The organism is Paeniglutamicibacter cryotolerans, assembly GCF_014190875.1.
Lineage (GTDB): Bacteria > Actinomycetota > Actinomycetes > Actinomycetales > Micrococcaceae > Paeniglutamicibacter > Paeniglutamicibacter cryotolerans.
On record NZ_JACHVS010000001.1, the window covers coordinates 1,700,532 to 1,713,304 of the forward strand.

At 66.6% G+C, this 12,773-nt stretch carries 11 protein-coding genes; 6 read left to right on the plus strand and 5 right to left on the minus strand.

The genetic code is table 11. From position 1 onward, the window contains the following. Nucleotides 1-47 precede the first annotated feature (47 nt). From iolC to iolD, 3 genes are read left to right on the plus strand one after another with little or no spacing between them, the layout of a single operon-like run. Entirely contained in the window at nucleotides 48-1,046 is a 999-nt protein-coding gene (gene iolC / locus E9229_RS08005) for a 5-dehydro-2-deoxygluconokinase (protein ID WP_183511946.1), read from the plus strand. Beyond that, nucleotides 1,043-1,969: a Cgl0159 family (beta/alpha)8-fold protein gene (locus E9229_RS08010; protein ID WP_183510705.1), complete on the plus strand. Its 927-nt coding sequence runs from the start codon at nucleotides 1,043-1,045 to the stop codon at nucleotides 1,967-1,969. The genes iolC and E9229_RS08010 overlap by 4 nt, the downstream gene beginning before the upstream one ends. Nucleotides 1,970-1,997: 28 nt before the next feature. Continuing rightward, nucleotides 1,998-3,929 carry a 3D-(3,5/4)-trihydroxycyclohexane-1,2-dione acylhydrolase (decyclizing) gene (gene iolD, locus E9229_RS08015; protein WP_183511948.1) on the plus strand — a complete coding sequence of 644 codons (1,932 nt, stop codon included), beginning with the start codon at nucleotides 1,998-2,000 and terminating at the stop codon, nucleotides 3,927-3,929. A gap of 197 nt (nucleotides 3,930-4,126) precedes the next feature. Here the strand turns inward: iolD and E9229_RS08020 are convergent, their stop codons facing one another. Genes E9229_RS08020 through E9229_RS08030 form a run of 3 tightly spaced genes read right to left on the minus strand, consistent with a single transcriptional unit; the run spans nucleotide 4,127 to nucleotide 7,138 of the window. After that, the gene (locus E9229_RS08020; RefSeq protein WP_183511949.1) at nucleotides 4,127-4,909 is read right to left on the minus strand and encodes an SDR family oxidoreductase; all 783 of its coding nucleotides are present in this window, start codon (nucleotides 4,907-4,909) and stop codon (nucleotides 4,127-4,129) included. Between the two features lie 2 nt (nucleotides 4,910-4,911). Then, nucleotides 4,912-5,946, minus strand: a complete 1,035-nt coding sequence (gene iolG / locus E9229_RS08025; RefSeq protein WP_183510706.1) for an inositol 2-dehydrogenase — start codon at nucleotides 5,944-5,946, stop codon at nucleotides 4,912-4,914. A 1-nt stretch (nucleotide 5,947) separates the two neighbouring features. After that, nucleotides 5,948-7,138 carry a phytanoyl-CoA dioxygenase family protein gene (locus E9229_RS08030; RefSeq protein ID WP_183510708.1) on the minus strand — a complete coding sequence of 397 codons (1,191 nt, stop codon included), beginning with the start codon at nucleotides 7,136-7,138 and terminating at the stop codon, nucleotides 5,948-5,950. A gap of 196 nt (nucleotides 7,139-7,334) precedes the next feature. On the opposite strand from E9229_RS08030, the gene E9229_RS08035 reads away from it, so the two are divergent. Together E9229_RS08035 and E9229_RS08040 are read left to right on the plus strand one after the other, a co-directional pair. Continuing rightward, nucleotides 7,335-8,351, plus strand: coding sequence for a LacI family DNA-binding transcriptional regulator (locus E9229_RS08035; protein ID WP_183510709.1), 1,017 nt, complete (start codon nucleotides 7,335-7,337; stop codon nucleotides 8,349-8,351). Between the two features lie 150 nt (nucleotides 8,352-8,501). Continuing rightward, a complete protein-coding gene (locus E9229_RS08040) occupies nucleotides 8,502-9,509 on the plus strand; it encodes a Gfo/Idh/MocA family oxidoreductase (RefSeq protein ID WP_183510710.1) in 1,008 nt (335 codons plus the stop codon). A gap of 22 nt (nucleotides 9,510-9,531) precedes the next feature. Here E9229_RS08040 and iolB read toward each other — a convergent pair whose 3' ends face one another. Continuing rightward, nucleotides 9,532-10,425, minus strand: coding sequence for a 5-deoxy-glucuronate isomerase (gene iolB, locus E9229_RS08045; protein WP_183510711.1), 894 nt, complete (start codon nucleotides 10,423-10,425; stop codon nucleotides 9,532-9,534). 37 nt (nucleotides 10,426-10,462) lie between these two features. Further along, nucleotides 10,463-11,203: a GntR family transcriptional regulator gene (locus tag E9229_RS08050; RefSeq protein ID WP_183510712.1), complete on the minus strand. Its 741-nt coding sequence runs from the start codon at nucleotides 11,201-11,203 to the stop codon at nucleotides 10,463-10,465. A 511-nt stretch (nucleotides 11,204-11,714) separates the two neighbouring features. Between E9229_RS08050 and E9229_RS08055 the strand changes: the two genes are divergently transcribed. Beyond that, complete coding sequence (locus E9229_RS08055) at nucleotides 11,715-12,713, plus strand: sugar ABC transporter substrate-binding protein (RefSeq protein WP_183511951.1); 999 nt, start codon at nucleotides 11,715-11,717, stop codon at nucleotides 12,711-12,713. Nucleotides 12,714-12,773 lie beyond the last annotated feature (60 nt).

The following is a 12,773-nucleotide window of genomic DNA, read 5'->3' on the forward strand; positions in this document are numbered from 1 at the left end:
GTCCCCGAGGCGTTTATTCGGCAATGACAGAAAGGACGTCGATCCGCGTGACCCACGACGTGCTCACCATTGGACGCATCAGCGTCGACGTCTACCCGAACGAGATCGGTATTCCGCTGGGCGAGGTCAACACCTTCGGCAAATACCTGGGCGGATCGGCCACGAACGTGGCGGTCGCCGCGGCCCGTCACGGGCGCAGTAGTTCGGTCATCACCCGGGTCGGCGACGACGAATTTGGACGTTATCTGGAGCGCGAACTCGACAAGTTCTCCGTCGACCGCAGCCACGTGCGCCGCATCGACGGGATGCAGACCCCCGTCACCTTCTGCGCGATCATGCCGCCGGATGACTTCCCGCTCTACTTCTACGGCCGCCTGCCCACGGCGCCGGATTGGAAGATCCAAGCGGACGAGCTGGACCTGGACGCCATCCGGTCGGCACGCATCTTCTGGTCCACCGTCACCGGCCTCAGCCAGGAGCCCAGCGCCGCGGCGCACATCGCGGCCCATGAGGTCCGCGACCGCAACGCCCTGACCGAGGGTCAGCACACCATCCTTGACCTCGACTATCGCCCGATGTTCTGGGAATCCGCCGAAGCGGCGCGGGCTCGGATCGCCCAAGTCCTGCCGCACGTGACCGTCGCGATCGGAAACGACACCGAATGCGCGGTCGCCGTGGGCGCCGGAACCCCCGATGAGCAGGCCGACCGGCTGCTGGCCGCGGGCGTGGAAATCGCCGTGGTCAAGCTCGGACCCGCGGGCGTCATGGCAAAGACCCGCACCGAACGCGTCGTCTCGGCACCGGTGCCCGTTCAAACGGTCAACGGACTCGGGGCCGGCGACTCCTTCGGCGGGGCCTTCTGCCACGGCTTGCTATCGGGCTGGCCCCTGGAAGAGATCCTGGACTACGCCAACGCGGCGGGTGCCATCGTCGCCTCCCGGCTGGCCTGCTCCGATGACATGCCCACCCCGTCCGAGGTCAACGGATTGCTGGCCGAACGCGGCCGCAACGTTCCCGGCCTACTCACCAGCGAGGTCTCGGAATGAACACCACGGAAATCGACGGCGCCGATCCGCGCCGCTATGCGCACCTGACCACGCAGCGACGGGAGGACCCGGGGGCGGTGGCCCGCGCCGCGGCCACTCGCATCCGCCACCGCGGGGCGCGCTCCGGCACCCAGAACTTCATCATCGCCGCCGACCACCCGGCCCGTGGAGCCCTCTCCGTCGGTTCCCGGCCCATGGCCATGGCCGATCGCCGTGACCTGCTGGACCGGTTGCGCACGGCACTGGCGAACCCTGCCGTCGATGGCATCCTGGCCAGCCCGGACATCCTCGATGACCTGCTGCTGCTTGGCGCACTGGATGACAAGCTGGTCTTCGGATCGATGAACCGCGGCGGGCTGTCCGGATACGTGAACGAGTTCGACGACCGCTTCACCGGCCACACCGCCCAGGCACTGGCCGAGCTGGGCGCCGACGGCGGCAAGATGCTCACCCGCATCGCGCTGGACGACCCGGCCACGGCTGCCACGCTGGAGGCCACGGCACACGCCATCGACGCGCTGGCCGCGCACCGGCTCATCGCCATGGTCGAACCGTTCCTCTCCGGCTGGGATAACGGCAAGGTCCGCAACGACCTGAGCGCCGACGCCGTCATCAAGTCGGTCGGCATCGCCTCGGGGCTGGGCGCCACGAGCGCGTACACCTGGATGAAGCTGCCGGTGGTGGAGGACATGGAGCGCGTCATGGCCTCCACCACGCTGCCCACCGTGTTGCTGGGAGGGGATCCGTCCGGTTCGCCCGAGGAGGTCTTCGCCTCCTGGGCGGCCGCACTTGCCCTTCCCGGGGTCCAGGGCCTGACGGTGGGACGCGCCCTGCTTTATCCGCCCGATGGCGACGTCATCGGCGCGGTGGCAACCGCGGCATCGTTGCTGATTAACTCGCAGACCTCCGCACCGGCCGAATAGGAGCCAGCACACCATGGCAACGCGCACAATGACGGTCGCCCAGGCCGTCGTGGAATTCCTGGGCCGGCAGTACACGGTGGACAACATCGGCGGGGTCGCCTACCGCGAGCGCTTGATCCCGGGCATGTTCGGGATCTTCGGGCACGGCAACGTCGCGGGTGTCGGCCAGGCGCTGAAGCAGGCCCAGGTCCGCGACCCTGAACTGATGCCCTACTACCAGGGCCGCAATGAGCAGGCCCAATCCCACCAGGCGGTCGGGTATGCCCGGCACACCCGGCGCCGGGCCACCTACGCCGTATCCACCTCGATCGGCCCGGGCTCCTCGAACCTGCTCACCGGTGCCGCGCTGGCCACCGCCAACCGGCTCCCGGTGCTGCTGCTTCCCTCCGACACGTTCGCCACCCGCGTTGCCGACCCGGTGCTGCAGCAGCTGGAGCACAGCCACGGCTACGACATCACCGTCAACGACGCCTTTCGCCCGCTGTCCAAGTACTTCGACCGCGTGAACCGCCCCGAACAGCTCTTCTCCGCGATGATGAACGGGCTGCGCGTGCTCACCGACCCGGCCGAAACCGGTGCCGTGACCATCTCGCTGCCGCAGGACGTGCAGGCCGAGGTCTTCGAGGTGCCGGAGGAGTTCCTGGCCGAACGCGAATGGAGGATCCGCCGCCCCGAGCCCGAGGCCGAGGACATCGCCCGCGCCGCCGCATTGATCAAGTCAGCCAAGCGCCCGCTGATCGTCGCCGGTGGCGGCGTGCTGTACGCCTTCGCCCAAGACCAGCTGCTTGAACTGGCGCAGGCCACCGGCATCCCGGTCGCCTGCACGCAGGCCGGCGTCGGCACCATCGCCTGGGACTCGAAGCACAGCCTCGGTGCCCTCGGCTCCACCGGAACCACCGCGGCCAACGCGCTGGCTGCGCAGGCGGACCTGGTCATCGGCATCGGCACCCGCTACGAGGACTTCACCACCGCATCTCGCACCGTGTTCCAGCACCCCGGCCTGTGCTTCATCAACATCAACGTCACCCCGCTGGACGCCTACAAGCACGGCACGGCGCTGCCGATCGTCGCCGATGCGCGTAAGGCCCTGGTGGCGCTGAATGCGGCGCTGGGCGGCTACCGGGTGGGGGGCGATCTGGAAACCACCATCGCCGCCGAAAAGAAGCGCTGGGACGGAATAGTCGACGAGGCGTTCTCCACCCGCCACCACCCGCTGCCCGCGCAGAACGAGATCATCGGAGCCGTCCACGGCGCCATGGACGAGCGCGACGTGGTCATCTGCGCCGCCGGCTCGCTGCCCGGGGACCTGCATAAGATGTGGCGGATCAAGGACGCCCACGGCTACCACGTGGAATACGCGTTCTCCTGCATGGGCTACGAGATCGCCGGCGGGCTGGGCGTCAAGCGCGCGGTCATCGACGAGGCGGCCCGAGGGGCCGCAGCGAACCGCGACGTCGTGGTGATGGTCGGCGACGGCTCCTACCTGATGATGCACACCGAACTGGTCACCGCGGTGGCTGAGGGGATCAAGCTGATCACCGTGCTGATCCAGAACCACGGCTACGCCTCCATCGGCTCGCTCTCCGAGTCCCTGGGTTCGCAGCGCTTCGGTACCGCGTACCGCGAACTGGACGCGGCCACGCATTCATTCGATGCCGGGGCCAAGCTGCCCATCGACCTGGCGACCAATGCCGAATCCCTCGGCGTGAAGGTCATCCGGATCGAACCGGGCCCGAACGCCATCGCCGAGCTGGCAGCGTCCGTCGCGGCCGCCAAGGAGGCGCGCGAGGGAAGCGGCCCGATCCTGATCCACGTCGAATCCGATCCGCTGCTGGACGCGCCGGACTCCGAATCATGGTGGGACGTGCCGGTATCCGGCGAATCGGACCTGGATTCCACCAGGGAGGCCTACGCGAAGTACACGGCCAACAAGGCGGCCCAGCGCCCGTACCTGGGCTAGCCGAAACTCCAGCCCCGGCATCTGCTGCCATCGAACCCTTGGGGACACGTGGATTCAGGATGTCGGCGCCGGATCGTCTCGCCAGTGATGGATCGAGAAAACGCAGTACATTGGGCGCCTCCTGGGCGCGGCTGCCGCCGCTTCCCGCCCAGGGGAAGGCAAAGGCGATCACCGCCTTCTTGTGTCGGCCACCGACACTAGTCGTGGGCTCCGACGACGTTCTGGTCCCAGTCGATCACCGAACCGGTGACGACTCCCGAGCGCCCGGAGAGCAGGAACACCACGAAGTCGGCAATCTCATCCGGCTGGCCGAGCTTGCCCATCGGTTGGGACGCCGAGGCCCTGGCCAGCCAGTCGTCGCCTGCCCCATGGAAGCGGCGCTGGATGGCGTCCTCGCCCTCGGTGGCCGTCCAGCCGATGTTCAGCCCGTTGATCCTGATCCGGTCCCGGCGGTGCGCGTGGGCCGCATTGCGCACCAGCCCGGCCAGCCCGGCCTTGCTCGCCACATAGGGTGCAAGGTACGGCTGGCCGCCGTGCTGGGACATGGTGATAATATTGACGATGCTCCCGCCGGTCCTGCGCTCCAGCAGGTGCCCGATGGCCTCCTGCATGATGAAGAAGGGGGCCTTCAGGTTAACCGCGACATGCGCGTCGAAGAGTTCCTCGTCTGTATCGAGCATGGTCCCGCGCGTGGTCAGCCCGGCGGCATTGACCACCAGGTCCACCCTGCCGAAGCGTTCGATGGTCCCGGTGACTGTGGCCCTCGCATCGGGCACCGAGGTCAGGTTGGCCTGGATGAATTCGGTGGGAGTTCCCGCCGTGGTGAGCTCGGCCGCAATCGCCAGCCCGTGCTCCGGGGTGCGCCCGGTGACGACGATGCCCTCGGCGCCCTGTTCGGCAGCGGCGCGGGCGATGGACGCACCCAGCCCCTGGGTGCCGCCGGAGACCAGCAGCACCTTGCCAGCCAACAGCTGATCCAGGCTCAACTGGCCACCGCCACGCCGTCGCGGATCTCTGCCAGTGAAACGGTACGCCGCTCACGGGCCGAGACGAGTGCCGCCTGCGCCAGCTCCAGCGCGGCGATGCCGTCCTCGAGCCCCGGGACCGGGGTTCTCCCCTCCAGGATGCAGGAGACGAAGTAGTCTAGCTCGGCCGCGTAGGCGCGGGCGTAGCGTTCGAGGAAGAACGGCTGGAAAGCGCCGGCCGTCGAGGTTCCCGCCGCGCTGGAGCGACGCACCAGCGTGTCCGTGGCATTGGCGACCTCGAGCATGCCCTTGGGGCCGAAGGCCTCCAGCCGCTGGTCATAGCCCGAGGAACAGTGCCTGGAGTTGGTGATGGACACCAGCGCACCGGAAGCGGCGCGCAGCGTCATCTGCACCGAGTCGTAATCGCCCAGCACCGTGATGCCCTCGTCGAACAGGTTGGACCCGTGCGCGGTGACCTCGACGATGTCGGGCAGGAAGCTGCGGGCCATGTCCAGGTCGTGGATCGACTGGTCCTTGAAGATCCCGCCGGAGACCTCAAGATAACCGAGCGGTGCCGGCGCCGGGTCCCGGCTGATGATCGCCAAGTTCTCCAGGGCACCGATCTCGCCGGCTTCCACGGCCTCCCGGACTTCCCTGAAGGAGGGGTCGAAGCGGCGGTTGAAGGCCATCATGATCGGGGCGGTGGACCCGGCGGTCGCCTCGCGGCAGGCACGGGCGCGATCCAGGTCCAGGTCAACGGGCTTCTCGCAAAGCACCGCTATGCCGCGGTTGGCAGCCTCGATGATCAGGCCCACATGGGTCGGGGTGGGGGAGCAGATCAGCAGCGCGTCCAGATCCGGATCGGCCAGGACCATGCTGGCCTCGGCCGTCGCCGATGCCCCGTACAGGGCGGCCACCTCTAGGGCCGAATCGAGCATCGGGTCTGCCACCCAGGCAAAATCGACACCGGGGTGCGCGGCAAGGTTCGCCGCGTGTACCCGTCCGATGCGCCCGGAGCCCAGCAGCCCCACCTTCAGTTTGCGTGTTGCCATGTTACTTTTCCTCCGTCATTCCTCGGGTAGCCAGCGCATCCAGGGCGTCGTTCAATTCAGTGGGAGCCGCGTTGCGCTCCAGGTGTTCGGCCACCAGCTCGGCCTGCGAGAGGGGGGCCAGCCCGCCAATAGGCTGATCCCGGTCCAGGTTCGTCGGGAAGGCGTAGCCCTCCGCCGAGGCGGCAATGATGTTGTGCAGCAGCTCCGCCGGGGTTCCGGAGTCCTGCAGCCCGAGAAGGATCGGGTAGAGGGACTTGGACATCGCGACGCGGTCCACCGTTTCCATGGCCCGGCCGAAGGCCGAGGAGACCTGCAACAGGTTGGCCATGCGCTTGATGTCGGCCGACACGTTGGTTCCGGCACCGTGGAAGAGCGCCGGGTTGAAGAACACGGCATCGCCCTTCCGAAGCGGTAGCTGGACATGGTGTTCCTGAAAATACTCGGTGAAGTCCTGGCGGTGGAAGGCGACGTAGCCGGGGCCATACTTGTGCGAATGAGGCAGGTAGAGGGTGGGGCCGGATTCCAACGGCATGTCGCAATGGGCGACGGCCCCCTGCAGGGTCAGTGTCGGGGTGAGCAGGTGAGTGTGGGCCGGGTAGGCCGCGGCCTGCTCGGAGGACATGAATCCCAGGTGGTAGTCGCGGTGGGCTCGTTGTGCCTGACCGCCGGGGTTCACCACGTTGACCTGCGAGGTTACCTGATAGTTGGGGCCGAGCCAGGCCTCGGAGACCAGTGCCAATATCTTGGAGCCGTAGTATTCGGCAAAGACCGCCGGCTCGGCCAGGGCCAGCTTGTCCAGCGCCCCCCAGACCCTGTCGTTGGCCCCGGGCTTGGCGAAGTGGTCCCCTCCGGTGGAGCCCGCGGCCTTCTGCGCCTCGATGAGCCTGTTGAAGGCCTGAGTCGTGCGGTCCACGACGGCCGGATCCGGGAAGGCGCCCTTGAAGACGACGATGCCGGGACCCTCGGTCAGGGCCCGGGCGAGCTCGGCCTGGATTTCGGAAAGGTCCTCGCGGGAATCCACCGCGGAGTGCAGCCGCGGGCCGTAGATGAGTACGTTCTGCTCCACCGTATCGGCGAACGGGTAGTCCTCCAGCGAGGTGGTGGCCGAGACCACCGCCGCAAAGTCCTCGATGTTGCAGTCCTCGGCGTGGAACCAGCGCGGTGAGCCCGCCGTGGTCGGGGTGGCCGTCATGGCAGGTGTCCTTTCGGCTGACCGGTACGCGGAGGCGGCCGGGGAAGGCTGGATCACAAGAATCCTTCATCGGCGCCGGTCCGGACGTGCCGGGCGCCTGGAACGCGGGGATGCTCGAGTAGTTACCATTCTCCTGACGGAGGGCGATGGGATACTAGTCACGAACCCATCAAAAACACCTCAGGGGGAACGGCGCATGGCACACCGGTTTTCGATCAGGGAAATTTCCCGTCAGGCTGGGGTCAGCAGTGCCACCGTCGACCGGGTGATTCATGCCCGACCGGGGGTCAGGCCCGGAACCATCGGCCAGGTGAAGCAGGCCATCGCCGACCTGGAGGCGCAGAGCACCCAGCTTGAGCTGTCCGGCCGACGGTTCATGATCGATGTCGTGGTCGATGCCCCGGCCCGGTTCCACATGGCTGCACGCCGTGCGCTGGAGGCGGAGCTTCCCTTGCTGCGCCCGGCCGTATTTCGTGCCCGCTTCCACATGCGTGAACGTTGGGGAAAGGGTTCCCTGGTGCGTGAGCTCGATGACGTTTCCCGCCGCGGATCTCACGGGGTGCTGCTCAAGGCCCCCGACACCCCCGAAGTCGCAGCCGCAGTCCAGCGGCTGACCCAGGCCGGAATACCAGTGATCACCTTCGTTACCGACCTGCCCCGCAGCCCCCGGCTGGCCTATGTCGGCATGGATAACCGGGCCGCCGGAGCTACCGCGGCCTACCTCATGCACTCGTGGCTGGCCGGACGCCAAGGATCGGTGGCTGTCACACTGAGTAACGGGGTCTTCCGCGGCGAGGAGGAGCGGGAAGCGGGCTTCCGCTCGACGATGCGCAGCCTGGGAGCGCGACGCGCAGTTCATGAGCTGCCTCCCTCCGACGGCCACGACGGAGCTGCTTACGAGCTCATGAGGGCGGCGCTCGCCGACTACCCGGACCTTGCCGGACTCTATTCGGTCGGCGGCGGGAATCCCGGCCTGGCCCGGGCATGGCGGGAATCAGGGCACATGCCCAAGGTCTTCATTGGCCATGATCTGAACCCGGAAAACGCACTCTTGCTGGCCGACGGGACCCTCAACGTCGTCCTGCACCACAACCTGCAGGACGACATGCACGCCGCCTGCCGGGCCCTGATGCATTTCCACGGGGCGTTGCCCGGGGCCTGGACGCCTGCGCCCACGCCCATTGACGTGCTGACGCCCTACAACATGCCCTAGTGGCGCGCCGTGGATTCCTGCAATTAGGTGTCTATTTTGTCTTAATGTCAGAACATTCTATTGACTTGAGTTGATGGAGTGGAAAGACTTTAGCCCATCACCGGACACCAACAGCGGAGCCCGGGAACCACCACGATCCGAGGAGCATCCATGACGATTCGCGTAGGAGTCATCGGCGTAGGGATCATGGGCGCGGACCATGCCCGAAATATCGCCCACAATATCGGCGGCGCTTCGCTGGCCGGAGTCGCTGACATCGACGCCGCATGCGCCGCCGAACACTCCTATGGGGGCTTCATCACGGTCGATGCTCTGGAGCTGATCGGACACCCTGACGTGGATGCCGTGATCATTGCCTCCCACGATTCGACCCACGCCGAATTGGTGCTGGCCGCGATGGCCGCCGACAAGCCGGTGCTCTGCGAAAAGCCGCTGGCCCGGAACGCAGCGGACAGCAGGCGCATCGTCGAGGCGGACCTGGAGGTGCGGGCGCGGACGGGCAAGTCGCTGCTCGGCGTGGGCTTCATGCGCCGCTTCGACCCCGGACACGTGCGGCTGCGCCGAACCATCGAGGAAGGGGAGCTTGGGCGGGTCCTGATGGTGCACTGCATCAGCCGCAATGTGTCATCGGCGCCGGGCACCAGCAACGAATCGGCCATCATGAACTCGGCCATCCACGAACTGGACTCGGTCGCCTGGATGATCGGCAGCCCGATTGCCGAGGTCGCTTGGATCCCGGTCGGGGCCGGCAGCGTCCATGCGGCGGGCTCGTTTCAGGACCCGGCCTTCATGATGCTGCGCACCGCCAGTGGCGTGCTGGCCACGCTCGAGCTGTACCTGAATGCTCGGCACGGCTATTCCACCCAATGCGAGGTCGTCTGCGAGGAGGGAACCGTTTCCCTGCGGGAACCGGCCGAGGTGGAATTCAACGAAGGCGGCAAGAACTTCGTGGAGTATCCGGCGGACTGGAGGCCCCGCTTTGCCGAGGCCTACCGGAACGAACTGCAGGCATGGATCCACGCCATCGCCGACGGCACCGGGAACCCGCTGGCCAGTGGGCAGGATGGCCTGAACGCCGCGCTGGTCGGTGAGGCGATGGTCGAATCGATGCGCCGGGGCGGGGCCTTTGTGTCGGTGCAGGGCGCTCTAGTCGGCTGAGCCGGAGCTTCCTCGTGAGGTGCTATGCGGTAAACGGCAGCCTCGGGTCGATCGAGGCCTGGTCCCAGGTCGTGCGGACCCAGCCGTGGTGCGGGTCATCGCTGATCAGCCATTCGCGCACCCGGCCGGGGCCGGCCATCACGTTCAGGTAGTAGAGGTCGTAGCCGGGGGCGGCCATCGCCGGACCATGCCAGCCGTAGGGGACGAGGACGACGTCGCCGGTGCGGACCTCGGTGGTCACGTCGATCGGGCGCTCGTCCGAGGCGTAGACCCGCGCGTATCCGATCGGGTCGGTCGAGGGCAGCTCGGGGGAGCCCTGCGCGATACGGGTCTCGAAGTAGTAGATCTCCTCGAGGTTTGTTTCGCCGTCCTTTTCCTCGTCGTGCTTGTGAGGAGGGTAGGAGGACCAGTTGCCTGCCGGGGTGATGACCTCGCAGACGATGAAGCGGTCCGCTTCGAGGACGGCTGGGGTGCCGAAGTTGTGTACCTGGCGGGAGCAGTTGCCGGCCCCGCGAAGTTCCAACGGGATTTCGGCGGCGGTGATCAGGCGCACCGGGTAGGCGGCCTTGGCTGGCGCCAGCGCCACGGCGAAGCGGCCGCCGGTGGCAGACGAGATGGTGACCGCCGTATCGATGCCGGTGTACAGCACGTCGGTGGGCCCCTGGAATGCCGAAGCCCGGCCGCTCAACTCATGGTCCAGCCCTGCCGCTGTCGCAGTGAAGGCACCCTGCAGCGGGACGATGATGCGTTCCTCGGCCGCGGCCGGCAGGGAGAGGGAAGCTCCCGGGGCCAGCTCGGCGACCTTGATTCCGGTGTGTGACCAGCCCGGGATTGCGGTCGGTGAATCGGCTGCGCCCAGGGAAGTCTGCCATGCTCCGTCGGCGGCTGTTCCGACCGGATAAACCCAATCTGACAAGGTGCTGTCCTTTCACTACAAGGCGGCTCCGGCGTGGTTAGCGCTGGACGAGTGTCATTTCAAAGCTGTAGGAGTCGGCGCGGTAGACGTGGTTGCCGGTCTCGACATTGCGACCCGTGTCATCGACTGCCGTGCGTTCCATGGTGACCAGTGCGGAACCGGGCTTCACCTCGAGAAGCGGGGCCTGGTAGTCGTTGGCAACCATGGCGCCGATGCGCTGGTTGGCCAGGCGGAAGTTCACCCCGGCATCGCGCAGGATCTGGTAGAGCCCCTTCTTGTTCAGGGACGCCTCGTCGATCGCGACGATGTCGTCACGGACCCAGTTCTCCATGAGTGCCAACGGGGCGCCGTCCGCACTGCGCAGGCGGGTGAAGTGGTAGACCTGTATGCCCGCGGGTAGCTGCAACAGGTCGCTGACTCGCTGGTCGGCGGGCCCGTGGCTGAAGCTCAGCGCGTGGGTGGCTGGTTTCTTGCCGGCATGCTCCAGATCATCGTTCAGGCTGGAGAGTTCCAGATGCCGGCGGACTTGGCTGGAGACGACCTGGGTGCCTACGCCGCGCTTGCGCACGAGCAGCCCGGCGCGGACGAGTTCATCCATGGCCTTGCGCATGGTCGGGCGCGAAAGATTCAACCGTTGGGCGAGATCGATCTCGTTTTCCAGTCGGCTTCCGGGCTCGAGCGTCCCGTTGTGGATCGCCGCCTCGATGCCCTGGACGATCTGGTGGTACAGCGGCACGGGGGAGGAACGGTCGATCTGAATGTTCAGGTCCGTGCTCATGATTCCTCCAGGGAACAACTTCACCAGATGCTTATGTCACCTTGACAGGACATATTGACTTTAGTCGATCATAACAGGCCGATCCCGGGGCAGATGCGGAGGTGGTGGAGAAGGTTGGCGAATTTCGAGGGAGGCCTCGAATTTCGGTCTGGCGGGACTGGCGTTAGCGGAGGACTTATTGCGTCAGTGGGCGAAAGTGCTGGCCCGCTTGGCGTTAAGCGGCCTACTACGCCCTCGGAGGGACGGCTCTTCGATGCTTTGCCAGGGCATCTGCGCGGGCATTGAGGGCCGCAGCCATTGCGCGGGGCGTCTCGGGTGGATGGCAAAGCGACACGAGTAAGAACTGATGTACATATGTCCTAACAATATATTGACATGTGTGACCACGGTCACCATGATCTATTGGTAGGGATGGTTCGTGGACGGCTGGGGGTTCCATGGCCGCTGATCCGGACCTTCCTGACGACCCCGCCCGGGGTCTGATCGCGAAAACATAAGGGAGATTCTCGTGATGTCAAAGTTTTCCTGGCGTAAGGCCGCTGTGGCTGCGCTCATCGTGCCGGCCCTCGGGCTGACGGCATGTTCCAGCGGCGGCGGCCGTGCACCGGAAACCTCGGGCGGCGCCGACGCCGCCGGGGCCGTTGCCACCACTCCGAAGCTCAAGATCGCCCTGATCACCCACGCCGCACCGGGTGACACCTTCTGGGACACCGTCCGCAAGGGTGCGGAAGAGGCCTCGGCCAAGGACAACGTCGACCTGCAGTACCTCTCGGATCCCGACGGTGGACGCCAGGCCCAGCTGGTAGAGCAAGCAGTCACCCAGGGCGTCGATGGCATAGCCGTGACACTGGCCAAGCCCGATGCCATGGCATCGGCCCTGGAAAAGGCCACCGAGGCCGGGATCCCGGTCGTCAGCCTCAACGCCGGCGAGGACCGTTCCAAGGAACTCGGCGCATTCACCCACTTCGGTTCCAACGAGAAGATCGCTGGCGAAGCGGTCGGCGAGAAGCTCGCCGCCGACGGCTTCAAGCACCCGGTGTGCGTCATCCAGGAACAGGGCCACGTCGGCCTCGAAGAGCGTTGCGCGGGTGTGAAGGCCAAGGAGCCGGCAACGGAGATCCTCTATGTGCAGGGCACCGACATGACCCAGGTCGAGTCCACCGTCACCGCCAAACTGCAGGCCACCAAGGACGTCGATGTGATCATCGGCCTCGGTGCCCCCTACACGCTGACCATCCTGAAGGCCGTGGCCGGTGCATCCAGCAGCGCCAAGGTCGCCTCGTTCGACATGAACCCGGATCTGGTCCAGCAGATCGTGGACGGAAACGTCATCTTCACCGTCGACCAGCAGCCCTGGCTCCAGGGCTACGGAGCGGTCGATGCGCTCTGGCAGAACAAGCGCGGCGGCTTTGAAATCGGCGGCGGCAAGCCGGTCCTGACCGGCCCGGCCATCATCACCCCGGACAACGCCAAGGACGTGCTGGAGTTTGCCACGCAGGGCATCCGCTAGCAAGACCCCATAGGTGGCGGCGGGAACAGCCCCGCCGCCACCTGGACTCACGGAAAGAAA

What these genes read in the sequence shown, in the direction of transcription:
- iolG (WP_183510706.1), bottom strand. Translation starts at nt 5,946, where the DNA reads ATGGCAACACGCAAACTGAAGGTGGGGCTGCTGGGCTCCGGGCGCATC.
- iolD (WP_183511948.1), top strand. Translation starts at nt 1,998, where the DNA reads ATGACGGTCGCCCAGGCCGTCGTGGAATTCCTGGGCCGGCAGTACACG.
- E9229_RS08055 (WP_183511951.1), top strand. Translation starts at nt 11,715, where the DNA reads ATGTCAAAGTTTTCCTGGCGTAAGGCCGCTGTGGCTGCGCTCATCGTG.
- E9229_RS08035 (WP_183510709.1), top strand. Translation starts at nt 7,335, where the DNA reads ATGGCACACCGGTTTTCGATCAGGGAAATTTCCCGTCAGGCTGGGGTC.
- E9229_RS08010 (WP_183510705.1), top strand. Translation starts at nt 1,043, where the DNA reads ATGAACACCACGGAAATCGACGGCGCCGATCCGCGCCGCTATGCGCAC.
- E9229_RS08050 (WP_183510712.1), bottom strand. Translation starts at nt 11,203, where the DNA reads ATGAGCACGGACCTGAACATTCAGATCGACCGTTCCTCCCCCGTGCCG.
- E9229_RS08030 (WP_183510708.1), bottom strand. Translation starts at nt 7,138, where the DNA reads ATGACGGCCACCCCGACCACGGCGGGCTCACCGCGCTGGTTCCACGCC.
- E9229_RS08040 (WP_183510710.1), top strand. Translation starts at nt 8,502, where the DNA reads ATGACGATTCGCGTAGGAGTCATCGGCGTAGGGATCATGGGCGCGGAC.